Genomic DNA, 25,787 nt, shown 5'->3' with positions numbered 1-25,787 from the left:
GGGTAGACCACATTTTCCAGCACGGTAGACGCATCGCAGCGGTCTGTCTTTCGCGATGCTGCCGAATTTTGTTGGCGTTCTGCCGCCGCCAAGGCCGCAGGATCGTGACACATCTCAGCAGAAACCAAAAAGAAGCCCGCGCGGCGTCACGGCTAGACTGCGCGTAGAACGGGGATCCCGTCGATTTGCTTTGACGCCGACGCTTCTGTGCGTCTGTGGCAACACGTTTCGGCCCGAGTCGGAAACACATGGAGCGAATATGCCTGATACGGAGATTGCCCCCGAACAAGCCCGGCAGCATGAAGCTCCAGTTTCCCTGCACAAGCTGTTCGAACCCCTAAAGGTGGGCCCCTACACCCTGCGTCATCGTGTCGTCATGGGGCCGCTGACGCGTTCGCGCGCTAACCGGGCAGGCAACATTCCGTCGCAGCTCAACGCCTGCTATTACGCGCAGCGTGCAACGGCCGCGCTAATCATCAGCGAAGCGACCCAGGTGTCGATGCAGGGACAGGGCTACGCATGGACGCCTGGGATACATACCGCAGAGCAGGTTGAAGGCTGGCGACACGTAGCGGACGCCGTGCACGACGCGGGCGGTCTGATGTTCATGCAGCTGTGGCACGTAGGACGCATATCGCACCCCTCATTGCAGCCCGATGAAATGCTGCCGGTTGCACCCTCTGCGATCCAGCCGAAAGCGGAGGCGTTTATTGAGAACGAGCGAGGCGAAGGTGTTGTCGCGCCCTGCGTCAAGCCGCGTGCGCTGCAGGTCGAAGAAATGCCGTATCTGGTGCGCCAATACTTCCGGGCAGCGCGCAACGCAAAGGCTGCCGGTATGGACGGCGTCGAAGTACATGGCGCGAATGGATATTTGCTCGACCAGTTCCTGCTGTCCGGCACGAACCACCGCACAGACGAATACGGCGGATCGATCGAGCGTCGGGCCAAGCTGCTATTCGAGGTGATCGAGACGGTTTGCGAAGTGTGGGGACCAGAAAAGGTGGGCGTGAGGCTCTCTCCTCTTGGCACCTTCAACGACATGCACGACGACGATCCCGAGGCGACCTTTTCATACGTCGTAGAGAAACTCAATCGATACGGGCTGGCATATTTGCACATCGTGAATCCCGCGTTGGCAGCGACCGGTGCGGATGTGGCTTTCATCGAACGCGCGGAACGCATGAGCCAGATGATTCGCCGCACCTATCGTGGTGTGCTGATGGTCGCGGGCGGCTTCGACGTGAGCAGTGCGGAAAGATGGCTCGAGGACGGCAACGCGGACCTGATCGCATTCGGACGTTTGTTCATCGCCAATCCCGACCTGCCGGAACGCTTGCGGTCGCACGCTCCGCTCAATTCGCCGGATCCTTCCACGTTCTACGGCGGCGGTGAGCGCGGATATACCGACTATCCATCGCTCGCGCAGGAACGCGGGGAAGCGCCACGGTCCGTCATCGATGGGCGCTGGAGATAGACCGTCGCCGATGGCAAATTCGCCGGCGTTCGCGACGATTTTCGATGGACGCAGAGCCGGCGACCGATCACGTTGAAAGGTGCACCATGGCTGACACTACCTGGGTTGTCGTCGCCGACGGCAGCCGTGCTCGAATCTTCGAGACCCCGGGGCTCAAACTGGACTTGCGGGAAATTGAAGACCTGGTCAATGTCGTCCCCGGTGGAACGACGCTAAGCGAGAAAGACCGCGAGAAATTCGCAAAGACCGTCGCCGACCACCTCGAACAAGGAAGGCTTCATCACCGATTTCATCGATTGCGCCTTGCCGTGGAGCCAAAGTTTCTCGGCATGCTTCGCAAGCGTCTGAGCGAGGAAACGCGTCAGATGATTTTCGAAGACATCAACGAAGATCTCTCGGCCCTCGATACGCAGCAAATTCAAGCGCACCTGGCAAGGCATTGAAGGCGACGTCGCGGTCGTAGCGAACGTTGTTCAAGCCATCTTCACGATCAAAAAAAAAGACCCGCCACATATAAATCAGGGCGGGTCTTTCGATAAAGTTCGAGAAGAATTTAATTTGTCAACGTCGCCTATGTGTCCCTAATGTAAGAGAAAAGCATCAGGAAATCGGGCATCTCCGCAACAACACGCATTCGGCGCAATCCTGCTCATCAGCACTCGGCAGGCCACTGCTGCTGGCCAAACAACTTCTTCAACGCCTTTCCATCATTTCGCTCATCCTCAAGCGCAACCTGATCGATTAGGCGCCTCGTACTTTCGTCCGGTGCATACCTGGCTGAAGGCTCCGACAGATATTTTCCTGCGACGGATATCAATTCCGTACGTAGATCAAGAATGCGCAGCGGGGCGCTAGATCCGTAAATTCTAACTTTCGCAAACCAAAAAGAGTCCGAGAACTCCGCAAAGATCTCGTATCCGAACCCACGATGTAGCGTCAATGGTCCGACTTGCTTGTCAATCCATGCTTTTGCTGCACCGACACCAGCATCCAAGGCGTCTGCGAACGATCGGTATCGCTCAGATCCCACATAAATTTGATGCTCCCGAGCTTCAGTCTCACGCAGGTCTGTTGCCACCTGAAACTCGGCTAAGTAGCGTGTACTGGCAAAGGCTCGCTTCGGCATCTTTACAGTGACTATGGGCGAAAATCTGCCGTCCTCGCTACGGGATGTGCTGCACCGAATGGGATAGCCGCGATACGTCAAAGACAACTGTTCGCTCATCCCGGTCTCAAAAAGGTCGCCCATACGCACCAATCGCATCATTCCTGGACGCTATATACCGGCCTCAGTCCCGAGGCGCACTCAACTCTTCGGCCTCAAGCGCAGAAAGCGTTGCTCCGATCTCGAAACTCAGAATAGCAAAATATGAACTCCGAGTCAGACCGGTTTCGCATTTGCAACCTTTTGGTTCAAGGCCGCCTCAGCATCGATTTGCACCCCGCGCTCGTCCTTCAGGAGGAGCAAAGGGCCACAAAAATCACATCTGTTTGGTGAAACGCTCCTCATTTTGGGAACCAAACACGAGGGTGCACCGGGACTGCAAACATCCCAATCACCAGTACTCATCCTTTTGCTGGGCCATCTGGCGGAGAAGCGTCCAAAAAGGCGTTTCATCCTTGCAACCGTTTTAACCGATCGGGCGTCTAGTCGTTCGCCCTGATTGGGCAGTCTAAAAGCGGATTATTTATCTCATTATTTATTACACAAACAGCATAAAGAATTGTAAGCGATACAATTCGCCGCAAAAAGCGCCTAATAATCTACGTAAAGATCTAGAAACATTTAGTTACATCGTCTCGAAAAAGGTACGCCACAAAAAACCCTCTTTATAAAAATCAAGCACTTACGACGAGTGGCACGTTCGTCGCTGTATATCCGCCACAGGCAGCGAGGCGGCCCCAAAACAAACGGAGCCACCGAGACTGCAGAACCCGAGTCACGGATACCGAGGACGGGGAAAAAGGGGGCGAAATTAACCAGCACCCAGGGAGCGAAAGCGGCCGGCACGCTGCAGTGCCGGTCCGGACTGGGAGGGCCTCGGCCGCCAAGTCAGCAGATTGCAGCAAATTCAGGTGTGGGTCGGATCCCTGGAGAGAAGTTGGATCAGTTCCACAGTGTCCAGCAGGATGCAATGCGTCGAGCCGAATGGTGCATGCATCGGACATCGTCAAGACGGCCTTTGTGGCGCGGTCTCGTCCCTGAGCCAGGTGGAATCGGAACAGACACCACACACCTTCGTGGTAGCTGGCCGGTTTGGCCTCGGCCGGTTTCCGGCCGAAACCTTGTGCCCGATCTCCAGCGGGCGCTTTTTTCCACTAACCATGACGTGAAGGAGAAGGACATGAACTCCATGTTCAATGGCATCAAGCAATTCGCCCAGGAAGAAGACGGCGCAGCCGGCATTGAATATGCCCTGCTGCTTGCGTTCGTGGCCCTGTGCATGGTCGCGGCAGGCCCTGCCGTCAAGACCGCAGTGACGAAAATCTGGACCAGCATCCAGACGGCACTCACGACGGCAGCTGGCTGAGCGGCGCGCAGCCCGGTGCAACGCGCCACGCACCGGGCTGCAGTATCGCTAACGTTGGCGCACCACTCGCCCGAACATCGAGCGATCTGAATCACGCATGAGAGGCTGCCATGCATGTCACAAACATCAGCTCCGTCTTTGACCCACTCACGTCGGCCTCCTTGATGGCTGTGCTGGGCATGGCGGTCGTGACGGATGTGAGCAGCCATCGAATTCCAAACCGGCTGGTTGCCGCCGGCACCGTCGCCGCGCTGGTGCTGCAAGTTTGGCAACACGGTTCGGGCGACGGAACATGGCGATGGGCCACGGGACTTGCCGCCGCCTTCGTGCCATTCCTGCTGCTGTACATCGTGCGCGCCGTCGGCGCAGGTGATGCCAAATTGATGGGATTTGTCGGCGCGCAGGTTGGACCCAATGCTGTGCCGGAGATTCTGTTGGCGACTCTACTGGCCGGCGGCGTGCTGGGTCTGATCGTAATGTTGTGGCGACGTGAATCGCGTCGCACGCTGCATGCAGTCATCGGCGCACTGCTTTGGCTGCCATTTGCAGGACATGCCTCCTCCATGACAGAGGCATGCGCAACGACGGAGGGTCAAGGCAGCTCCACGGCATCTACGGGTGCCAACAGAATTCGCACCATTACTCGCCTGCCCTATGCGGTGGCAATCACAACAGGCGTGGCACTGGTCATGACTGGCGTCATCTGACACGCCAGGCAGGACCATCGTAAGAAAAAGCAAGTCCGATAGCAATCAACGGACACGGGAACGGGAGATCGATCATGGCCATGAAGCTTCGCAATACCGTCAGCCCCGCGAACGCGCGCCGCTGCCCGTCACGCCACTTCAGTGGGACACCACGTGCTGAACCACCCGCGCAAGCCGCGCGCACCGTGCGACAGCACATCGGCTGGGTGTTCCACCACTAGCGACCTAAGAGCTGCACCACCGGTTTCACAACGTTGTATGGCGCACCGCATACGCCGTGCCGCCAGGGGCGCCTGCGTCCTTTTCACCAGATCGGCCAGATCGGACCAGGCATCGCGAGTAAAGGGAGGAACATCAAATGAGAAACGTACGCACCCTGATGATGCTGCTCGTGGCGGCTCTCGCCGGCCTGGCGGCAGTTGTGTTGGCCTCGCGCTGGATGGTCGAGCAGAGCGCCGGCAGCACGGTGAAAGTGGCCGTGGCCAACACGGATATCAACCTGGGGCAGCGCCTGGCACCCGAGTTCGTGAAACTGGTCGAATGGCCGCGTGAAAGCCTCCCACCGGGAACGCTGAGCGATCTCAAGACAGTGGATGGGCGCGTGACCAAGGCCAGCGTGATGCGCGGAGAACCGATCCTCGAATCGAAGCTCACCCCAGCCGGCACGAAAGGTGGTCTCTCGGCGGTCATCGCCGAAGGCAAGCGTGCCATCACGGTCCGCGTCAACGATGTGGTGGGCGTCGCCGGCTTCGCCTTGCCCGGCAGCTTCGTCGACATCATCGTCAACACCCAGAAAGCCGGCATGAAGACCAACACCGCGACCGAAGGCGAGCAGTCGATCTCCAAGATCGTCCTCGAGAAGATCCTGGTGCTCGCGGTGGCACAAGAGGTGAATCGCGACGAAACCAAGCCCAAAGTGGTCAACGCCGTCACGCTGGAGGTATCACCCGAAGAGGCCGAGAAGCTCGATCTCGCCCGCAGCGTAGGCTCCCTTTCGCTGGTTCTACGTAATCAGGTGGAAGCCCGTCCTGTGGAAACCGCTGGCGCCACCAAGCGCAGCTTGCTCAATGAGCCCGTCATCCAGGCCGCTGCGCCCGCCACACCGATCGCCAAGGCCATTCAAGTCGTACATCGCCTCGTCGAACGCAAAGTCAATACCAACTGCGTAGGCGTGATCAGCGGCATGCAACAGGACAAGGAGTGCTTCTGAGCGCGCGAGCCAAGCGCCAGAAGCCACCAACCGGGGAAATCATCATGAAGACCAGCCATACATCGTCAGGCCGCACGCGTGCCACACGCATGCACGGCGTCGTTCGACTGAGCGCCCTTTCCACTGTGGCCATTGCCAGTGTCTGGCTTGCCAGCACCCAGGTGCAGGCCGCAGAGGAAACCGCTGCGGCGCAGCCAGCACGCATCGCCGCCAATGGGCCGATTCAGCTCACGATAGGCGCTGCCGCAGCGCCTGCGGCTCCCGCCGATAGCGGCGCTCGCGGCCCAAGTTGTAGTGGCGCAGCCGCCGAACCCGAACAGGTGACGGTGCCCATCGGCAAGTCCCGCATGCTGCCGTTACCTGAGCCGGTGCGCACTCGCACCTTGGGCAACCCAAGCGTGGTCCAGGCCATGCTGGTGTCGCCGCAGACGATGTATCTGCTGGGTCTTGATATCGGCACGACGAACATGATCGTGCAAGGGCGCAGCGGTCGCTGCACCGTCATCGACGTAACGGTGGGCGCCGATCCCGGTGGCCTGCAATCAACGCTGCGTTCACTCCTGCCGGGCGCGCGTGGAGTACAGGTGGCAGCCGCCGCAGACAGCCTGGTCCTCAGCGGCAATGTGCCCGATTCCTCCACCGCGCAACAGGTGATGGACATCGCCAATGCGTATGTCTCCCGTCAGTCGCGCAGCCCCTTGCAGGCGCCACCGCAGGCGCTCGGGACACCGGCCAACGTCGCGAACCCCAATATGGGAATGATGATGGGCGGCATGATGATCCCGGTCGCCAATACGCTCCAGGCCAGCGGCATGCCACAGCGCAGCAGCAAGATCATCAACATGATGTCGGTCGATGCGCCACAGCAGGTGATGCTCGAAGTGAAGGTAGCCGAGGTCTCGAAAACCCTGATCGACCAGCTTGGCGCGGCAGCCAACCTGCAGGGCGCATTCGGCAGTTGGCAATTTGGCCTGCTGGCGAATTTCCTGTCCGGCAGCGCAGCATCGCTCACCGGCATCAAGAGTAACAACCTGCCGTTTTCCTTCCAACTCGATGCTCAGAAGGGGGACAGCCTGGTCAAGATCCTGGCCGAGCCGAACCTGATGGCCATCAGCGGCCAGGAGGCCAGCTTCCTGGCAGGCGGCAAGGTCTACATACCTGTGCCGCAGTCCAACATTGGCGGCGTCACCACCATTGTGCTGCAGGAAGAAACCTTCGGTGTGGGCCTCAAGTTCACGCCGACGGTACTCGCCAACGGCCGCATCAATCTCAAGGTGGCGCCTGAAGTCTCCGAGCTGTCACCGACAGGCGTAGCGGTTACCGCGCCGAACACCTCCGGCTCGACCATCCTGCCTCTGATCACCACGCGGCGCGCGTCTACCACGTTGCAGGTGATGGACGGACAAAGCTTTGCCATCGGCGGACTGATCAAGAGCAACGTGACCGGCAGCCTGAAGGGCCTGCCAGGGGCGGGCGAACTGCCAGTGCTGGGCAACCTTTTCCGCAGCACGAGCTTCCAGCAGGACCGCAGCGAGCTGCTGTTCGTGGTCACGCCTCGCCTGGTCAAGCCGCTGCCGCCGAACTATCCGATGCCCACCGATTCGTTCGGACCAGCAACGAACGGTGAGGTCTATATCAACGGCAACATGGAAGGACATCCGGTACGCGTGCCAGACAACCTCGCCCGGCCTGCGATGGCCCCAGCACCCGCGACGCCGGCCGCACCGATGTCTCCCGCCCTGCCAGCCGCGCCAACCACCAGCATCGGACCGGTTCCCAGCGTGAGCGTCCAGCCCGTCGACATGTCGCCGAACTCGGGGCAGCCACTGGGCGCCCGGCCCGCCGACGCACCGCAGCCCGCAAGTGGCGGCTTTGTGCCGACCGCCTCCTTGCCCCCAGCGTCGCCCACTTCGGCCCCGACGGCCGTGACGATGGCAAGCGACACCATCCAATAATCGACCTACGGACAGGTGAACACCATGAACTCCAAGACACGACTCATGTACGCGGCCGCGGCCACCTTGCTCAGCACCGGCCTGGCCAGTTGCATGAACACTTCGCCGATCTGGGACGCGAACTTCGGTGAATCGGTGCGTACCGTGCGCATGATGCAGACGCTCAATCCTGATGCGACATACACCAACACGGACCCGGTCACCGGGGTTGACGGCCGCGCCGCCACGTTCGCGATGGACCGCTACGGTCAGTCCTTCCGCAACCCACCGACCGATAACAACACATTCGTGATTGGCGTTGGCAGCGGGACGATGGCGTCGCCGGCGCAATAGGCACGACCGCCCCGAATCATCCGGATTACCGAGGGAGATGTGACATGGCTAAGCTGATACTGGTCGCCGCCGACGATATACGTGCACGCCAGATGCTGGCGCTGGCGCAACAGGCTGACACCAAGCGCCAGCCGCAGTTGGTGTGCGTAGACCCGGCGAAAGCTCTCGGGATGCCAGGGCTGATCCACGCATCGGATTTCGTGGTCCTGCAGGCTGACGAGTTCGGAATGGACGTGTTTGAGCACCTGCGTCAGCGATTTCCGGAGCCGGGGGATGTGCCGTGCATCCTCGTCACACCGCAGCCATCAGCCGAGCTGCTAATGCGCGCGATGCGTATGGGCGTGCGCAGTGTCCTGCGCTGGCCGCTCGACCCCCGCGAGTTCAATGAGGAACTGGCCCGCCTGGATACCCGCGCGCAAGTGGACCCGGATGCCCAAGCCCGGACCTTTGCCTTCACGTCTTGCAAGGGCGGCAGCGGCACCACCTTTGCGGCGGCGAATTTCTCCTTCGGGGTCGCGCAGCGCGGCAAGCGCGTGTTGTTGCTGGACCTGGACCAGCAGTTCGGCGATGCGGCATTCATCGTCACGGACAAGACCCCGCCCGCCACGCTTGCCGATATTTGCCATCAAATCGACCGGCTCGACGCTGCATTGCTGGATGCCTGTGTCACGCATGCGCACCCGAATCTCGACGTCATTGCAGGTGCAGGCGATCCAGTCAAGGGCGCCGACGTCAAGGCGGCACATCTGGAACGCATCCTTGATCTCGCAAAGCCCGCCTACGACGTACTGGTATTCGACTTGGGACAGGCCATCAACCCTGCGTCGATCATGGTGCTTGACCACAGCGAGGTTATCCATTCCGTGGTGCAACTAGAGCTGCCCTACCTGCGCGCGGGGCGGCACATGATGGAGATCTTCCGTTCGCTCGGCTACCCGCCAGAACGCATGCAGGTCATCCTCAACCAGTTCGGAAAACACGCCCCCATCACTATCCGCACGATGGAAGAAACGCTCGGCGCCCGGACGGCGCATACATTGCCCACCGACGCTAAAACGGCCCGCGAGGCCGCCAATCAAGGCGTTCCTGTGCTGCAGCTCGCTCCGAACAGTGCGATGTCTCGCGCGTTCCAACAGATGGTGGACATCCAGTTTCCCGCGCCCGCGAAGAAAGAAGAGGGCCTGCTCACACGCCTGCTCGGGCATCGCGGCGACTCGAGCCAGCCGCTGCCCGTCAGCCGGCACGCTTAACCCCTGGGGAGAATCGAGATGTCACTGCGCGCACAACTCTTCGAAAAGGCCGGCGAAACGCCGATTGACCGCGTGCCAGAACGCACCGCAGAACGACCTGCGGAGCGCGCTCCGGTTAGCTCTGGTGCAAGCGCTGCCTACCAGCAACTGAAGGCAGACATTCATGAAGCGATCATCGAGCGCGTGGAGCTGGAGAAGCTTCAGCGACTGAATCCCGAGCAGGTCAAGCGTGAGTTGGCGGTGCTGGTGGAGCGCATTATCGACGAACGCAATATCCCGATCAACGAAGCCGAACGCCGCCGCCTGGTGTCCGATGTGCGGGACGAAATGCTTGGGTACGGTCCACTGGAACCGTTGCTGTCCGACCCCACGATTTCGGACATTCTTGTCAACACGGCACACAAGGTGTACGTCGAAAGAAGGGGCAAGCTGGAGCTGACCGATGTCACCTTCCGCGACGATGCGCACCTCATGAAGGTCATCGACAAGATGGTCTCCCGTGTCGGCCGCCGCGTCGATGAATCGAGCCCGATGGTGGATGCGCGCCTGCCCGATGGATCCCGGATCAACGCCATCATCCCGCCGTCCGCGGTGGATGGTCCGCTACTGTCCATCCGGCGTTTTGCTGTGAATCCGCTAATGGTGAAGGACCTCGTCGAGCTCCAAACGCTGACGCCGCCGATGGCCCAGTTAATGGAGGCCATGGTCAAGGCCAAGCTCAACATCCTGATCTCGGGCGGTACCGGCAGCGGCAAGACGACGATGCTCAACATTCTTTCGGGCTTCATCCCGGAGAGCGAGCGCATCGTGACCATCGAGGATGCGGCCGAACTGCAGTTGCGCCAGGACCATGTGCTGAGGCTCGAAACACGTCCGCCCAATATTGAAAATCGGGGCGAGATCACGCAGCGATCGCTGGTGCGCAACGCGCTACGGATGCGTCCGGACCGCATCATCCTTGGGGAAGTTCGCGGTGCGGAAGCTTTGGACATGCTTCACGCGATGAACACCGGTCACGAAGGGTCGCTGGCGACTATCCACGCCAACACCCCGCGCGATGCTCTCACCCGCCTTGAAAACATGATCAGCATGGCGGGATTGGCGCTGCCGCCGCGCACCATGCGCCAGCAGATCACGTCGGCCATTACAGTGATTCTGCAGGTATCACGACTGGCGGACGGACGGCGCAAGCTCATGAGCATCCAGGAAGTCACCGGCATGGAAAGCGACGTAGTGAACATGCAGGAGATCTTCACGTTCAAGCGCACCGGAGTGGACGCGGAGGGCCGCGTCAAGGGCTACTTCTGCGCCACTGGAGTCCGTCCGCATTTCTCCGAGCGATTGCAGGCATTCGGATTGTCCGTGCCCGAGCGGCTATATGAGCCGTCGGTGCGATTCGACGTCTGAGCCAATGCGCAACCAAACGATGCAATAACGGAGACTCGCCATGGACAACACACTGCTCGGGTTCGGCGTCTGCCTGTTCGTGGCCATTGTGACGGCGGCGACGTTGGGCTACCAATGGTGGCAGCGTCGGCATAGCGCCGCAGCGCGACGGTTCGGACGGCGCTTGCGGGCGGTGGCATCCACACCGTGGCAAGACGATGCCGCCGCATCGATCATGAAGGCCCGCAAGCTCGCCCATTCGCCCTTCATGACCATGCTCCTGCGCAAGTGGCCGCACACGATTGCGGTGGAACGGCTACTCATGCAGTCGGGGCTGAATTGGACGGTGTCGACGTTCCTGACGATGACGCTATTGCCGCCTATTGCGTTGTGGGTAGTTGGAAGAATTCTCACGCTTCCAGAGGTTCCTGTCGTCGTTGCCGCCTTGGTCTGGCTTTTCATACCCGCCTTTCACGTGCGGCGCGCCCGGGATCGTCGGATGCAACGCATCGAGACGCAATTGCCGGAAGCCGCGGACCTGATCAGCCGCGCCCTGCGTGCCGGCCACTCGTTCTCAAGCGCCCTCGACATGGCTGGTGACGAACTGCCCGAGCCCATCGCCGCCGAGTTCCGCACAACGTTCGACGAGATCAATTTCGGCACCTCCATGCACGATGCGCTCGGCGCACTGGCGGAGCGCGTACCGCTGCCAGACCTGCGCTATCTGGTTATCGCGGTCCTGATCCAGCGCGAATCGGGCGGCAACCTGGCCGAGATTCTTGGAAACGTCAGCCACATCATTCGCGAGCGGATGAAGCTGATGGGCCAGGTGCGCGTGCTGTCGGCGGAGGGCCGGCTTTCCGGGATCATCCTGTCGCTGCTGCCCTTCGTCGTGGCCGGCGCGATGTATGTCCTGAATCCGGAGTTTCTTGATCCCTTGGCCAATGACCCCGTCGGCCCCTGGATTGTGGGATACGCCTTGCTGCTGATGGGACTGGGCTTGCTCTGGATGCGTCGGATCGTGCGCATTCATGTTTGAATGAGGAGTCTGCGATGAAAACCGGTCAGATCCTGATCCTTCTGCTGACGTTTGTGCTCACGTTCGGCGCTGCTTTGCTTGCCATGTTGCTCATCCAGCCCGACGTCATGCGTCGGCGCATCTCCCAGGCGACTCAGGCGCCCGCGCCGGAGGCACAGACCGATCCGCAAGAGGAGTGGCTCCAGCGCATGGCACGTGTATCAAAGCCGCTGGCAAAGCTGGCTGTGCCCAAGGAAGGCTGGGACACTTCAGCGCTGCGTACGCGCTTCATGAACGCTGGATGGCGCAATCCTTCGGCCATCCCCGTCTACTTCGCCACCAAGACGTTGTTGGCGATCGCGTTCCCGTTGATCCTGTTCGTCGCAACCGGTGGCGTGGTCAGCGAGGACAATCCCCGGCTGCTGCCCATATCGCTGCTGGCTGCCGCCATCGCCGGATTCTATTTGCCTGACCTGATCCTGCGTCGGCGCATTGTGCGGCGCAAGGAGGAGATCTTCGAATCCTTTCCCGACGCGCTGGACCTGATCACAGTCTGCGTTGAGGCGGGCCTTGCGCTCGACGCCGCGCTGCTGAAGGTGGTGGAAGAACTCCGCGTCAGCGGGACTGCGCTGTGCGACGAGTTGGAGCTACTGGTGCTGGAACTGCGCGCCGGCTTGTCCCGCGACAAAGCCTTACGAAATCTGGCGCTGCGCACGGCCGTGGAAGACGTTGACATGCTGGCCAGCATGCTGATTCAGGCCGATCGCTTCGGCACCAGCATTGCTGAGTCGCTGCGCGTGCAGGCCGACACATTGCGAACACGTCGACGTCAGCGCGCGGAGGAGCGTGCGGCAAAAATTGCCGTGAAGCTCCTCTTTCCACTGATCTTCTTCATCTTCCCCTCACTGATGGTCGTCTTGCTTGGCTCCCCTGCCCTGCAGTTCTATCGATCCCTGATGCCGTTCATGATGGGTGAAGGTAGTTGAGCCTTTTGCAAACGATCGCGACGTCGCAAACGGACAAGGCAAAAAGAGGGAGACCATCATGCGCCAACGACTGAAGTTTCCGTTTCGGACAGGACGGCAACGCGGTGCCAGTGCCGTCGAGTTTGCGCTGGTGGCCCCGATATTCTTCCTGCTGCTGTTCTCGGTTGTCGATTTCGGCATGATGATGTGGGCCAACCTGACGATGCAGCACGCTGTCCGCGAGGGCGCACGATATGCGGTGACTGGCCAGGCGAACCTCGATCCGAACGCCAGCGCGCCGCAACGCTATCGCGCGGTGCTTGAGAAAATCCACGATACCTCGCTAGGCGTATTCGACATGTCCAACGCTCAGGTCACGACCTGGGTTAACGGGTCGTCGCAGCCAAATGGTGCGGGCATGTTCGGCAACGCGGGCGACATTGTGGTGATCCAGGTGACGTGCAACTGGCCCTTGCTGACGCCCGTGGTGGCGGCGTTCTACCAGGCCACGGGCGGGAAATACAAGTTCAGCGTCGCCGCCACGATGCGCAACGAGGCTTTTTAGGGTGCGACCACAAGCGAGGACTGCCATGAATGCCACGAATGCGACCCTCCGGCCCACAAGGCGCCCGTCGAAGCCGCGCGTGCCGCCTGCGCGCAGAACAATGCGTGGCATCGCGGCCATCGAGTTCGGCATCCTGCTGCCCATCTTCATCTTTCTGACCTTGCCGGTCATCGACTTCGCCCGCGCCATCCAGGCCAACCTGATTTTGGTGAACCTGACCCGTGAGGGAGCGAGCCTGGCGTCCCGCACCTCTCAACTGCCGCAGACGATCATGGATTCTCTTGCGCAGACGACCCCTCCGCTCAACATGGGGCAGCGCGGGATGATCTATATCACCAAGGTGATGGGCAATGCAGAGAACTGCAATAAGAGCGGCACGAACTGCACCGTCCGAAATATCGTCATCGAGCAGTACCGCTGGACGGATGGCTGGGGCATCGGCGGCAGCGCGCCCGCCAGCAAGGTCTATGGCTGCGGGAGTTACGCGAGCAGCGATGGCTCGTGCCGGAACCTGCCCTCGCCTGGAACCTCTTCTCCTACCGCCAATGCCATGACGGGGAAGCTCTCGGATGGCCAAGTGATCTACGTAGTGGAGACCTGGTACAGCTTCAACATGTTTTTTCAGGGGCTGACGATGGGTACGCTCAAGATGCCCACGCTAGGTCCCAATCTCTATTCGTCCACGACGTTTTGAGCCACGGGGGGGAGACGCCATGACATCCATCAAGTTCGGCACGCGTCCACATCTACGTATTCAGCGGCAGCGTGGGCAGATCACGATGATTGCCGGTGTGCTGATGATTGGCTTGCTTGGTATCGTCGGTCTCGGGATCGATGGCGGAATGTCCTACGTGACCAAAGCGCGATTGAATGCCGCCGTCGATTCGGCCGCGGTGGCAGCCGCCCGCGCAGTCACCAACGGCACGACACAAGCCGAGCAGACCGCCGCAGCGCGCCAGGCAGCAACGGATTTCTTCAATGCAAACTTCCCAAATGGCTATCTGCGCGGCACGCCTACCCTCAACGCGACAAGTGTGACCTTCGACCAGGGAAAGGTCACCATCGCCGTGTCGGCAACCGCTTCGATGCCGCTATCGCTGATGAAGGTGCTCGGCTTCAACAACGTGGTGGTGGCGGCGGCATCCACGACGATTCGCAAAGATCTGGACATGATCTTCGTGATCGACTCGTCCGGTTCCATGAGCCCAGTCTGGAGTACCGTGCGCAGCAACGCGAACAGCTTCCTGAACCAATTCAGCCCCTCTACCGATCGCGTCGGTTTGGTGCATTTCTCCTCCGGCGCCGTGTCGGATATTGCGATCCGCACGTCTGCCCGAGGCTTCGACCGGCCGACGATGCAAAGCACCATTACCAACCTTCCGAACGGCGGCAACACCAATTACGCGGAAGGGCTATGGCAGGCGCGCTCGCAGTTGAACAGCATCCCGCAAACCAGCCGATCCAGCCTGCGGGTAATTGTCTTTTTCTCGGACGGTCAACCCAATACCATTGCGGCGGCCTACCAGACGAAGAATGGCAACACTTGCACGGGCGGCATCACGTCGGCAGGAGGCGTTGACGGATACTTCGCGATTGATCAGCAAGACTCCACTCTGAATGGAAATTGCAACAGCGTGTCGAACAACAAGGCACCGGCGCAAATGCCCGCCTACTACAACGCGCACAATCCTACTGATACCGAGTTCAAGATCGTTGGCAGTACGCCAAATACCGTGACGTCATCGACAAGCGGTGGAAATCTGGCCACAAACGTTGCCAACGCGTCCACCAACGTGCCATTGGCGATGGCGTCGTCGTTGCGCGACCAAGGCGTCTACATCTTCACACTCGGTCTGGATGGCAATGGTGGATTTGACGCTGACCTTCTCAAAAACATGGCAAATACCCCAGATGCTTCAGCGTATAACAAGGCACAACCGAGTGGCATCTATTGCTACGCAAAGACCATCAACGATTTGCGGCCTTGCTTCTCGAAGTTGGCCTCTGAAATTCTGCGTATTTCTCAATGAAGCTACGCGGTCACGCTTGCCGACGGGGGGACCGTGCACCCCTCGGTCAAATCGATGGCAGAGCGATGGTTCTGGACCGCCTTATTGTTCCGCCACAAACGGTGGTACGCGAGATTAAAGTTTGCACGAGTACGTACCAATTTTAGCTCACCCTAAAAATTTTTAAATAATCAATAACTTAGGATCATCACACTACAATTATGATTCGAATGATCCACAATCATTCCGCATTTTCAATGCCTGGCGGCCGGAGCCGCGTACGCGAGATTGAAGTTGGTACACAAAGGCACTCAGATAGTCAACCTACTCGCTCAGACCCAACCGGATACGAAGGAATTACGCCATGCTCGTCGCTACCTCTACCCTGTACCGGCAGGGCCAGCAGTACTCCGAACACCCTGACTTCCGAAGCTGTTTCCATGATTTCTCCCCTCCTTTGATGTTGTCTATCGAGCCTGGATGCGGCACAGGAGGACGTACTTCCGGTTGGAAAGTCGCAGATCAAGGCGATGCGGGAGGGCACAGTCGCCCTGGAAAATGAAGCCAGACGAGGTGGCTCGAAAGAATGTGTTTCTTCTCACCAGTTTCCCCGGGGGAAGGCACATGGCCTGACGGGTAGAATCCCGAGAAATTAACTCGTGAGGAATGCGCATGCTCAGAGAGAAGGTATTCAAGTCGGAGAGAGCGCGTAAGCAGGCGCTGCTAGCTGGAGATCTGGCTGCCGCGCATGCCGCACAGGTACAGAAGGTAAATGCGCTGCGGGCCACGGGCATGCTAGTTCCACCTGGCACCATTCCTACATACTTGGCTGCAGCTGACCTCGGCGCGAGGACGATCCGCCAAATAGCAGCGACCAATGCGATGGCGCTGGAGGACCGCGTTACGTGCGAGAATTTCGAAGAGCTAAAGGAATTCGTAGGAAACCTGTATGGCGTGGATCTCAGCAATACCACGCTCCTGCGGGTTCCTCCGGAGGTTTTGGCCGAGCTAGCCGGGGGCGAACTCGCAGAGGCGATGGCGCTGAGCTGCGGCATTGACGAGCACGTGGTAGTGCTTCCGAACTCTGGTTTCCAGTCATACGATCTGGTCGCACACGAACTTGGCCACGCCGCAGAGTTCACGCTTCGCCGACAGCTTGATACTGACTGGTGTCTGTTCAATCGCCCGATCGTATCGGAAACCACGGCGTACTACGCTCAGTTTCATCACCTCCTTGCCTATGGGAACCCAACTCGCAGGCAAGGCGCACTCGCTGCATTTCTACCAGCTTACCTAGCAACTCAGTACATCTTCACTGCAGACGGTGGCACCAGGAAGGCGAAGGACGCCCTTAAAACGGAGCGTTTCGCGGCGTTCAAGGAAGCCGATTGCTACTCCTTGGCGACATTGGAGGCGCTCCTTCGGCCTTTTGAAGACCGTCCCTTGGTTGAAACCTATTGCCTACCCGTGGAAAAGCTCTTCAGCATCCCACTTGCATTAAAGCTGCTGTATAGGCCGCTCTACATGCGAAAGCTCGCCATCGCGAACTTCCATGCGCCTCTCGATGACATTCTCCGAGAATTGGAACTGTCTCCTCAGGATGTGCTGGACTTCACGAACCTGGATACGCCCTTCGACGCTTTCATCGCCGGCCATCGGCTTGACCAGTAGCTGTACACACAAAGCCAATATCCGTCTCTACCACCCTTGCAGCGACTACATGCGTACTTCGAGAAGTATCTCGAGTACTCGGCCATCGCGGGTTTTCGACAGGGTTGGTTGCTCGGGGCCCTCGTCCTGGGAATCGCGAATGCGAGCCCGGCGGTGCGCAAGCGGATTCGCGTGGCTTGGGCCCACGCTCATTTGACTGTGTTCGACTGACTGCCTTTGATTGGACTCAGACGGATAGAACGCCACTGGCCCGCGACCGGCTCTGACCGGACCCGAAGCAGATATCCGCTCAAGTGCAGTCGTCGGGCGCCAATCGCGCGGATTCGAAATCTTGCGCGGGAGCTTCCCACAGGGCGCCCCCCTCTTTCAGAAATGCTGCGATTACCTGATCGATTTCCATCGCTTCGCGTTGTAGATCGACGATCGTCGTTACCACATTCCTCGAAAGCAATTCGGCTCGCGCTTTCTTGTGGTAGTGCGCCGCGGCGATCTTGAGCTGCGGTGGATCCGACAGGTACTGGACGAATTCCTCGGGAGTCGGCGCTGCGCCCTTCCACAGCCGAGCAAGCTCCATACGCATTCTTGGCGCAGTGGACTCTTTGCTTAGCGGAGCCGTGTTGACGCCGATACTTGGTGAATCGAAGAATCGCCGAATCAATCCCTCGTCTGCAAAGTAGATTCCGTCAACGGGTGGGCGCGCATAGGGAAGTGAATTGAGCACACAGAACACACGCTTTTTACCGACGGCGTTCGGAATTCGTTCAGACAAAATTTCAGGATAGTCGTCCAGGCCCTTTCGAAGGCGACGGACTTGCTTGATATGTGACTGAACCGTGTGATTGTAGTAGTGAATGGCGATGGGGCTGTCGCCCGGTAAACTACGGTTCTTACACTCGAAGAAGAATGCATAGTCGCCCCAAGTGAAAGCCACGTCGTAGTCGAACATTTCATTGCTCGGGCCACGCTTGGTTAAAATGTTCTGAGCGTCGAACTTCCACTCGCGGAACATACTCAGAATGCGTCTCTCGAAGAGATTACCCTTATCTTCGATGTCGCCGTCTTGGCTGCTGATGCTGGACAGCACGAGCTTTAGGAGATCAGCTTGAGCCATGGTCCATCCGAAAAGCATAAACGTTTCGTCAGCGCAACGGATCAGTGGGCAGTCATAGAGATCTCGGCTAGATCGCTTGAATGTGGCTATACCGAGGAAACTGTCAACTGCCGGATACGAAAGACCCCAGCGGCCGAGAGTGCTCTCCAACTCTGCGCGAGTCAGCTTTTGGAACACGTCGCCTGCTTTATTGATGTGCTGCGCGCTCATCAACTGAAGCGATGCAAAACCTCTTAGCAACTCGCCGACAGTGAGTTGCACGCCCTGTATTCGTGAAGTCTGAATGTCAACGGAAAGAGCGTTGTGAAGACCCTCGGCTGCATGTCCCTCTTCAATGGAAAGAAAACTAGCCGGCGGGAGATCTACTGTCGCGTCAGAATTCAGTGCTACCTTACTGCTGAGATTAGTCTCAGTGATTAAGCGGAACAAGGTCTGCCGTTGACGCTCATCAAACCGCTCGCCGGCTATGACTACAAGCGCTTCGGCCTCGAGGTTAGCCTCGAATTCAAGAGTTGTATCGACATCCTCCAGCCTCTTGTCGTTAGAACCGACCCAAATGGGCTTGTCGTGAATGACTTTTATCTGGCCTGCCAAGAAGCGAGTCTTCTCGTCGACGTTTTTCCACAACTTCCACAGATGCGCTGTCGCATAGTTGCCGACGATTGGTTCCGCTTCCCTCTCGGCCATCGCCGGGAGCGCCGGCATAACGATCTCATCCTCGACGTTGAAGTAGTTCTCACGGTAGGCTTCCATCATGAAGATGTTGAAGGCAGCTGCCGCGAGGTTGTGGACCACCGCGTTGGGGTTGTACCGGTTGCCGTCCAGATCCGAAATCACGGGTTCTGGTATGAGCGCCGGAACACCCGTCAAGGAACGTCCAATATCTGCGTGAATTTTCTTGGCAGCGCTCTGGAGCATTGTCAACGTCGCAGCAATTCGCTGGGGTCCAGTCCATTGACTGGTTGGTAGTAGGCGTTCTGATTCGAAGACCGCGGCGTACCCTGTGTCGATTGCCTCGAATTCAATCCGCATGTCGCTGATGGCCTCGACTGCGTCCGTGAAACCGGAGCTCCTCAGCCGGCTTTCCAGCGCGTCAAGGAATTGATTCCGTCGCATACCGGTGTCGTTGGGGCGTCTGCGAACCATGGAGTCCGAGTGATAGACCTCCTTTACCAAATTCTCGACATCATCCTCAGACAGTGGCGACTCCAGCAAATGCGCATCAAGTTTCTTCCAGTTTAAGGCCTTGATGAGCTTCTTGATGAGTTCGACGTCCATACTATCCCTTCGATACTTTCGATGGCTATTCTTTTCGCATTTCACTGGCGGGCGAGTACAAGCGCCCAGCATCAGGCGCACACAAAGATGCGAAAGTCCATGCGCCGGCTGCCACCGGTTCTACCCATTACAACGGCACGCCTAACCGCCGGCGGCGAACGGCCGCCTATGACTGTCGCTGCGGCCTGTGCGCGCACCGGGGCAACGTGTTGGTACAACTATTGCCCCACCACCTTCATCTCGCGCTGAGGGTCGACGGACGGAACGACCGAGAACGGACATTCGCGCGCTGCAACCCAGCGGCCGATCATGGAACACTACCCCGTGGCATGCAAGCGACTTCCGCCGAAACGACTTAGGCTGACGGGCGTTGCGGCGTGCGCAGTCGTCTGCAGTATTCGTTGCCGCCAAGCTCAATCGCTTGGAATAGCTTGTTCACCGCTGCCTCATAGCCCCATACCAGGAGATAAGCCACCATTGATACGCAAGCCAAACCAACGACGACACCCACAGCCGAGAGAACTGAGTCCGGCGTGGCGTTTAACGCCTTCCCCCATGAGTAATTGAACCATGCCACGATCAATCCCGTGAGCCACTTCATGGCGACGATACGAGCTCGCGCCCGCTCCTCGAATGGCCTAATGGTTTTCTTCAGTGTCTCGACGTCTGCATCGCTAGCGAGTTCCCGCGCGCCTAGATGGCGCACTACGAAGAGGACAGTGTCGTCACTTATCTCTCCGGCTCCGTAGGTGCTCGGCAATGAGAAGACGACCATCACCAGCGCAGCAAGCGTACACAGAAATGGAATACCCTGCGCCAGCATCTGATTGTCCAATCCAAGCCAATGGACAATCCAAACACTGGCCATAAACAATCCGCCATTTAACAGACCCCAAAGTGATACCACGGAGAGCTTCGCACGTACACCCAACCACAGAAAGCGGAGGGGAAAGTAGACGTATCGTTGAAGGGCTGCGATTAGCCGCCAAGGCGATTCCACGCGATCAATGAGGTGCGCTTCCAATGCTCGCAAGATAGCCAGCGCATCCGAGAGAATAGTCATTTCGGTCATGTTTGTAGCTGGGGTGCAAGAGACTGATACATGTCTAGTATCGGCTGGTCCTGCAACAACCTTTAGATGCGTGTGTCTGTCGTCCGCAACCGGCCCGAAAGAAGACGGGCGCCCTGTCCGCGCGAAGAACGGCGCGGCAACTGCGTTCTCGGCACCATGGTTCGCGACGTTGTTGGCGACGGCCTTATCTACACTTTCACAATCCCGGGGCCGGGTCCGGTAGTGCCAGTGTCCGGGCTTACGAAGACCGCCTACAACGTGAGACTCACCCCGAAGGGGAAGGCATTGGCTTCCGCCTCCGTGACGCGGTACCACTGTGGCAGATTCTGAGAAGAAGTACTTGCCCACTGCAGGTGAGACCATCCACTTGGCCACCTCGGAGCGGGACCGTTCATCTCAGCGGCCAAAATCTAGCCGTTTGCAGTCATCGACGAAGAGGAGAATCGTCCAATCTTCAGCGGCACTGACGAGTGACGGTTAGAACTGGCTCCTCTTGAATGCGTCACCTGATATCGGGGCGCAGATGAACAGCACGCCTGCGCTGTCCTCCGCAAGCAGCGCGACGTTCTTGGCGACGCGTGGCTGGATGAATTACTTGCTCATTGCCGGGCCAGCGCATTTTCCTCCACTGTCGTCGCTTTCGGTCGATGGGCTACGAAGCCCGTACTGCAATAGAGTGCCGCAATTTCAGGCGACTGAATCGCACCATCCGTCTGGGCCAAAGTAATGCCAGCCTCCAGACCATCTTCGAGAAAACTGAAGAAATCCGCACATTCTTTGTTAGGAATCTGACACGCAGTAGGATAGACATAACCCGAAGGGAACAATAGGCTGGCTACTTGTCGCAGCCAATAGGCTATACCATCTCGAGTCCCGCTAACGTTATCCTTTCTGCGAAACAAACCATAGGCAACGAACTTCACCACCTCCGCGGCCGCCCCGTACTGCATTGACACACTGGGTATGCCGAGAAGCAAGTCTCTCGCAAGACCAATTGCATACGGGCGATTGAGAGACATCGCCAAGTGGGTCGAAGCCAACTCTAGCGTCTTGATCGCTAGATCTGGCTGCTGAAGTCCCCATAGGATGTCTTCTGCATGTAGAGCAAAAATAGAGCGATTGTGCAGCGCTGAACCGAGGATGAAACTGGCGTGTTCGCCTCGCGAGATTGCGCCGTCGCTCAGGCTCTTCATGGCCAGGAGATAGGGAAATAGTCCCTTGATCCCAAATACCCCTTTGGCCCAGCTTCTAAGGCGCTCATCAATCGAGAGCAATGCTGCCCCCTTCTCGAGGCACAGAGCCAGTGCATCATAGGTGTCCGTATCGAGCAGATCCTTCAGAAGGAGAAGCTCATTGGGCGTTTGCTCTGGCCCATACACCGGGCAGATTTCGCAGTACGTCTCAATAAGTCTCAACGCCTCAGTGTATTGGCGAGCCTTCCATTCGCGAGCATCCTCAGTGACCGGTAGAAATGCAAACTGCCCATCAATGTCCGCCGCGTGAGCCACGGTTCGCGAATCTAGGGCTTCTACTTCTGCCTGCTTGAAGCGATCGTACGTGCCTCTACAAACATACACACGCCCCAAGGTTGAAAGAAGCTTACCTTGCTCAAAGCGAACGAGTTCGGCAAGTGTGATTGCGTCCACTACAACGGGCGACGCCCGATCTCGCAGCAAGGACATTGCGGCGTCAAACTCTTGCACCGAACTGACCCCGCTTGCGAGTGGCGGGTTTCGCTGATCCCAACCGAAAACGAGCTGCATCGCGCCCGCACCCATCATTCTGGCGCAGAAGCCCAGCGGCAACTGGCTCTCCGCGTATTGCTCCATTACAGTCTTGCTATGCCGAGATTGAGCCTTGAGTTGCTCATGAATGGGCGTGACATCTAGCCCCCCATCCTCCTTCTCCGCGAGCGTGAAGATATGAAGGTCAGGCGCCGGCTCCAGCGATCGCGAGAAGAGTTCGTGTGCATGCTCGCCTAGTCCATGATGAGCATCGCCGATCTCGACTATCGTGAAGTTGCGCACGTCGAACGCACCCGCCACTTCGACCGAATCCCCACGTTCACGGCCGATCAGCTGCTTTGCCAGCGAGCTATCAGCCGCCAGAAATCTTGCGGCTTTGGGAAGATCAGTCATGTTGAAGGGGTCAATAACAATCTTCACGACGCTCTTGTCTGCCCCCTCAAGCGTCACCCAGGAGCCGGGTGTGACGACAGGAAAGCCGGAGGCGCCCTGGCTGGGTCGGTGACCCATCAAAACTGCTGTCAAATAGGCGGAGGCCGCAGCGACATCCTCCATGTTTGAACGGAACATGCGATAGAGGCGTGCATACCCATGCTCCGGTCGACCATACTTCAACTCGGCCGTCGCAAGTTTCGCAATCTGTTTGGGTGTCCCGGTGAGATGTTCCGGTGCCTCACTGAAGGCATTGCGAATTTGGGCTGGCGGTCTCGTGTGAAGCACCACCTGGTACCAGTGGACCCAAGCCTCAGCGCGTCCTGGGTGTGCTTCGCGATGCAGCTTGGTAAGTCGCTCAAGCGCGCTCCAATCATTAGCCTCCTGCGCCACACTCATCGCCAGCCGACGGAATGCATCATCGGAAAGCCACTCCGGTGGCGCCTTTTCCAAGAGGTCTTTCGATTTCCTACGGTGCCCACTCAGTAGGAGCGCACGCAGACGTCTCCTCTGAATAGGAAGACTGCGGATTCCCGAGTCCACCGATTCCAGGAGTGCTACTGCATCCGATAACGCCTCGGCGCGAATCAAGGTATCAACGACGATGAGGCACTCGGACGCACTGCCCCCCCTTGAAATTCGGCTCTTTATTGCTTCAACGAACCTGAGTGCTTCCGTAGCCCGGTTTGCATTGAACATGAACCCGGCAAAGGCATTGAGTGTTATCAGATCGAAACCATCGACGGGCATTTCGCTGATCTCTTGCAGCACTTGTTCGGATTCACCAGAATTGCACCTGCATACCAATCCAAGCAGTTTGAGGACTGGCTTGTTCTCCGAGGTGTATTCCTGCAGTGCGTGAATGATGCATGCGAATGCTTCGGCATTGCCTTGATTGGCAGCCGTTTCTGCTACGATGAGCAACCCGTCGTCGTCCAGCGCGTCGAGGTGTGTCATAGCGAATCTGATCACATCATCATACCGTTGAAGAAAGCGTAAGGCTCCGACATGCAGTGCAGCAATACGCTCGGCGTACTCAGGGATCTCCGATTCGATTCGCTCGCACATAGAAAGTGCGATTCCAGGAGCGCCGGTCAACATGTGGGCTAACGCCACGTGTGCAGCGGCCTCGGCCCTGTGCTGATCGTTCTCTATCCGCCACAGTTCACTCGCCGCAGGCTCAAACGCACGTATTACCTCAGCGAGACCCTCGCGCAGCGGTTGCGAGTACGCGTCAAATTCCGCCAAGACGCCGTGCCTGCCGGCAACGCCAACAATTATTCCGGCTGCCCCTTTTCGCGTGAACAGGCCCGCATTCTTCGCCGTCAGAGCTCGACGGGCGTATGTCACCGCCAAATCGCTCCGCTGCCGATAGAAGGCGTAGGCCATCATCTGCAACGCGTCGGCCTCGTCCCTATATCGCGCCGGCAAGCTGGCCTCACTCAAGTCCTCCTGCTCGCAAATCCGAGCGTTCGTAGACGCCAGCCAAACATGAAGCGAATGAGGAAATTGGCATAGTAGGCGCTTGCCCTCGGCATTGGCGAGTTTTAGATCTCCTTGAATAATGTGCGCTCGGATCTTATTTGCAGCGATGCGCTCATCGTCCGCAAAAATGTCATAGGCGCGTAGAAACCATTCTGCCGCCACTTCCTCGCGATTCTGCTGCCAGTGCGCAATGCCATTCTGGAGCGTCCACCGTGCCTTCTGGTGGGGATCGAAGTTCTCGATGTCAGTTTCGAGAACAGCCAACATTTCCTGTGCCGCCTTAAACTCCAAGGTCCGCAGCAGATCGTTCACCTTGTCCAGTTGCCTGGTGACAATCCCGTTCGGGGAATCAGGTCGGCCCATCGGCAGCATCTGCATTAGCGCCGCCTTTAGTGTCGCCTCCATTGTCGCGGGCATAACAGCAATCTGCGCCTCCGTTCTCTCGCCCTGCGCGCGCAGGGCAGCGATTGCCCCGCCCGGACTATTTGGCGAGTATTTCGGATGCAGTGCATCGTGTCGCTGGATATGGTTGCAGATCTCTGTCCAGGATTCCACTTCCACCGTAAATTGCCCACGAGCCTGACGAGCGTCGCTGATTAGCTGCGCGTGACTGACAAGCGCCGTATCGCTTGCTGCGGTCGTAGCAATGATCAATCGGGCAATCTTCCAACCAGCGGCGTCGGCAGCAGCAACCTCATCGTCAACGGTCCTGGTAGTTACGCCGCCATCGACATATCGCTTGCATTGAATGCCAACTCGACCGGCGTTAGACATAACAAAGATGTCTACACCGCCCTGCTTCTGCCCGGATCTGCCGTTCCTCTTTGGAGTCGGATCCTCGAACACGACCCCATAGACATCGGTGCACATGTTTTCGAAGCTGTCAGCATTCGCCGGCTTGGAGATCTCAATCTCGAATGCGCGCATTCTGTACGCCTTTCGCGTTCTGTGTCGGAGCGTGACCCTTGCGTGTATTGCGTGGCCATGAATTCCCGCAAGCGATGCTTCGCAGTTTGCGCCGTGGTCGCGAGTTGAGTATGCACGACCGCAATGGAGGTCGTCCTGCATTGCGCCCGACTCGTTAAGCGCAAACCAAAATAGCCGGACCGGAAGCATAGTGCGAGCGCCAGAGGCGGCGCTGCCGACGTTGGAGCACACAGCTTGCTGACATCATGGTCCCAGAAATGCCGCGCTGGAGTAAGGCGTCGCATATCTCGCACTTGTCCGATCGGTGCTTCTAGCCTTCGCCCGGGAATCGGGTGCACCCTGAATTTCGTCCTCCCGTTTCCCGCTATTGAGCTGGAAATTCAGAAACTCAATGATCTCGAGATCCGCCTCCTCGCCATAGGACTCCCGAGCCTTGACTCGCGCGGGAATCACAATCACGCGGCCATCATGCAGCCAGTAGGCGCAGTTCCCATAGGGTGGGATCACGATTGGCGCCAGCGGCGGCGCTCCACGCGCGTCCGGATGCTCAAGCCGCCATTGCTTGGCGCACTCCGTGAGCGCAGCGGCAGCTTCGCTCCCACAATCGTCCTCGCGATTTCCCCATAGACCAAACTGTTCTTCCGGATCGCCCAATGGCCTCGC

20 protein-coding genes are annotated in these 25,787 nt (G+C 58.6%); 15 read left to right on the top strand and 5 right to left on the bottom strand.

Going from position 1 to position 25,787, the window contains the following annotated elements:
* The first annotated feature begins 259 nt into the window (after positions 1 to 259).
* Positions 260 to 1,474, top strand: a complete 1,215-nt coding sequence (locus tag F7R19_RS18445) for an alkene reductase (protein WP_150981586.1) — start codon at positions 260 to 262, stop codon at positions 1,472 to 1,474.
* Positions 1,475 to 1,560: 86 nt separating this feature from the next.
* Positions 1,561 to 1,917, top strand: a complete 357-nt coding sequence (locus F7R19_RS18440) for a host attachment protein (RefSeq protein WP_061957403.1) — start codon at positions 1,561 to 1,563, stop codon at positions 1,915 to 1,917.
* A gap of 209 nt (positions 1,918 to 2,126) precedes the next feature.
* Here F7R19_RS18440 and F7R19_RS18435 read toward each other — a convergent pair whose 3' ends face one another.
* Positions 2,127 to 2,699: a hypothetical protein gene (locus F7R19_RS18435; RefSeq protein WP_150981560.1), complete on the bottom strand. Its 573-nt coding sequence runs from the start codon at positions 2,697 to 2,699 to the stop codon at positions 2,127 to 2,129.
* A 1,120-nt stretch (positions 2,700 to 3,819) separates the two neighbouring features.
* On the opposite strand from F7R19_RS18435, the gene F7R19_RS18430 reads away from it, so the two are divergent.
* From F7R19_RS18430 to F7R19_RS18370, 13 genes are all read left to right on the top strand, one after another.
* Positions 3,820 to 4,005 carry a Flp family type IVb pilin gene (locus tag F7R19_RS18430; RefSeq protein WP_061957402.1) on the top strand — a complete coding sequence of 62 codons (186 nt, stop codon included), beginning with the start codon at positions 3,820 to 3,822 and terminating at the stop codon, positions 4,003 to 4,005.
* A 110-nt stretch (positions 4,006 to 4,115) separates the two neighbouring features.
* Positions 4,116 to 4,712, top strand: a complete 597-nt coding sequence (locus F7R19_RS18425; RefSeq protein WP_150981559.1) for an A24 family peptidase — start codon at positions 4,116 to 4,118, stop codon at positions 4,710 to 4,712.
* Between the two features lie 358 nt (positions 4,713 to 5,070).
* Positions 5,071 to 5,922, top strand: coding sequence for a Flp pilus assembly protein CpaB (gene cpaB / locus F7R19_RS18420; RefSeq protein ID WP_150981558.1), 852 nt, complete (start codon positions 5,071 to 5,073; stop codon positions 5,920 to 5,922).
* A 44-nt stretch (positions 5,923 to 5,966) separates the two neighbouring features.
* Positions 5,967 to 7,877, top strand: coding sequence for a type II and III secretion system protein family protein (locus F7R19_RS18415; protein ID WP_150981557.1), 1,911 nt, complete (start codon positions 5,967 to 5,969; stop codon positions 7,875 to 7,877).
* A 24-nt stretch (positions 7,878 to 7,901) separates the two neighbouring features.
* Positions 7,902 to 8,210: a hypothetical protein gene (locus tag F7R19_RS18410; RefSeq protein ID WP_150981556.1), complete on the top strand. Its 309-nt coding sequence runs from the start codon at positions 7,902 to 7,904 to the stop codon at positions 8,208 to 8,210.
* A gap of 44 nt (positions 8,211 to 8,254) precedes the next feature.
* Entirely contained in the window at positions 8,255 to 9,460 is a 1,206-nt protein-coding gene (locus F7R19_RS18405; RefSeq protein ID WP_061957370.1) for an AAA family ATPase, read from the top strand.
* Between the two features lie 18 nt (positions 9,461 to 9,478).
* On the top strand, positions 9,479 to 10,867 hold the full coding sequence (locus tag F7R19_RS18400) for a CpaF family protein (RefSeq protein ID WP_150981555.1): 1,389 nt from the start codon (positions 9,479 to 9,481) through the stop codon (positions 10,865 to 10,867).
* A gap of 40 nt (positions 10,868 to 10,907) precedes the next feature.
* On the top strand, positions 10,908 to 11,885 hold the full coding sequence (locus F7R19_RS18395) for a type II secretion system F family protein (RefSeq protein ID WP_061957368.1): 978 nt from the start codon (positions 10,908 to 10,910) through the stop codon (positions 11,883 to 11,885).
* A 14-nt stretch (positions 11,886 to 11,899) separates the two neighbouring features.
* Positions 11,900 to 12,850, top strand: coding sequence for a type II secretion system F family protein (locus F7R19_RS18390; protein WP_150981554.1), 951 nt, complete (start codon positions 11,900 to 11,902; stop codon positions 12,848 to 12,850).
* 58 nt (positions 12,851 to 12,908) lie between these two features.
* The gene (locus tag F7R19_RS18385; RefSeq protein ID WP_061957366.1) at positions 12,909 to 13,394 is read left to right on the top strand and encodes a TadE/TadG family type IV pilus assembly protein; all 486 of its coding nucleotides are present in this window, start codon (positions 12,909 to 12,911) and stop codon (positions 13,392 to 13,394) included.
* A 25-nt stretch (positions 13,395 to 13,419) separates the two neighbouring features.
* Entirely contained in the window at positions 13,420 to 14,088 is a 669-nt protein-coding gene (locus F7R19_RS18380; protein ID WP_150981553.1) for a TadE family protein, read from the top strand.
* 19 nt (positions 14,089 to 14,107) lie between these two features.
* Positions 14,108 to 15,424 carry a vWA domain-containing protein gene (locus F7R19_RS18375; RefSeq protein WP_150981552.1) on the top strand — a complete coding sequence of 439 codons (1,317 nt, stop codon included), beginning with the start codon at positions 14,108 to 14,110 and terminating at the stop codon, positions 15,422 to 15,424.
* A 651-nt stretch (positions 15,425 to 16,075) separates the two neighbouring features.
* Positions 16,076 to 17,074: a hypothetical protein gene (locus F7R19_RS18370; RefSeq protein ID WP_150981551.1), complete on the top strand. Its 999-nt coding sequence runs from the start codon at positions 16,076 to 16,078 to the stop codon at positions 17,072 to 17,074.
* A gap of 289 nt (positions 17,075 to 17,363) precedes the next feature.
* Here the strand turns inward: F7R19_RS18370 and F7R19_RS18365 are convergent, their stop codons facing one another.
* From F7R19_RS18365 to F7R19_RS18350, 4 genes are all read right to left on the bottom strand, one after another.
* Positions 17,364 to 19,463: a hypothetical protein gene (locus F7R19_RS18365; RefSeq protein ID WP_150981550.1), complete on the bottom strand. Its 2,100-nt coding sequence runs from the start codon at positions 19,461 to 19,463 to the stop codon at positions 17,364 to 17,366.
* Positions 19,464 to 19,818: 355 nt separating this feature from the next.
* A complete protein-coding gene (locus F7R19_RS18360; RefSeq protein ID WP_150981549.1) occupies positions 19,819 to 20,535 on the bottom strand; it encodes a hypothetical protein in 717 nt (238 codons plus the stop codon).
* A 599-nt stretch (positions 20,536 to 21,134) separates the two neighbouring features.
* Positions 21,135 to 25,124: a GreA/GreB family elongation factor gene (locus F7R19_RS18355; protein ID WP_150981548.1), complete on the bottom strand. Its 3,990-nt coding sequence runs from the start codon at positions 25,122 to 25,124 to the stop codon at positions 21,135 to 21,137.
* A gap of 243 nt (positions 25,125 to 25,367) precedes the next feature.
* Positions 25,368 to 25,778 (bottom strand): hypothetical protein, encoded by a 411-nt coding sequence (locus F7R19_RS18350; protein WP_150981547.1) that lies wholly within the window; start codon positions 25,776 to 25,778, stop codon positions 25,368 to 25,370.
* Positions 25,779 to 25,787 lie beyond the last annotated feature (9 nt).

The organism is Cupriavidus pauculus (assembly GCF_008801835.1).
GTDB classification, from domain to species: Bacteria; Pseudomonadota; Gammaproteobacteria; order Burkholderiales; family Burkholderiaceae; genus Cupriavidus; species Cupriavidus pauculus.
The sequence above is the reverse complement of the archived record's forward strand: the minus strand, read 5'-3'. Positions and strand labels throughout refer to the sequence as shown.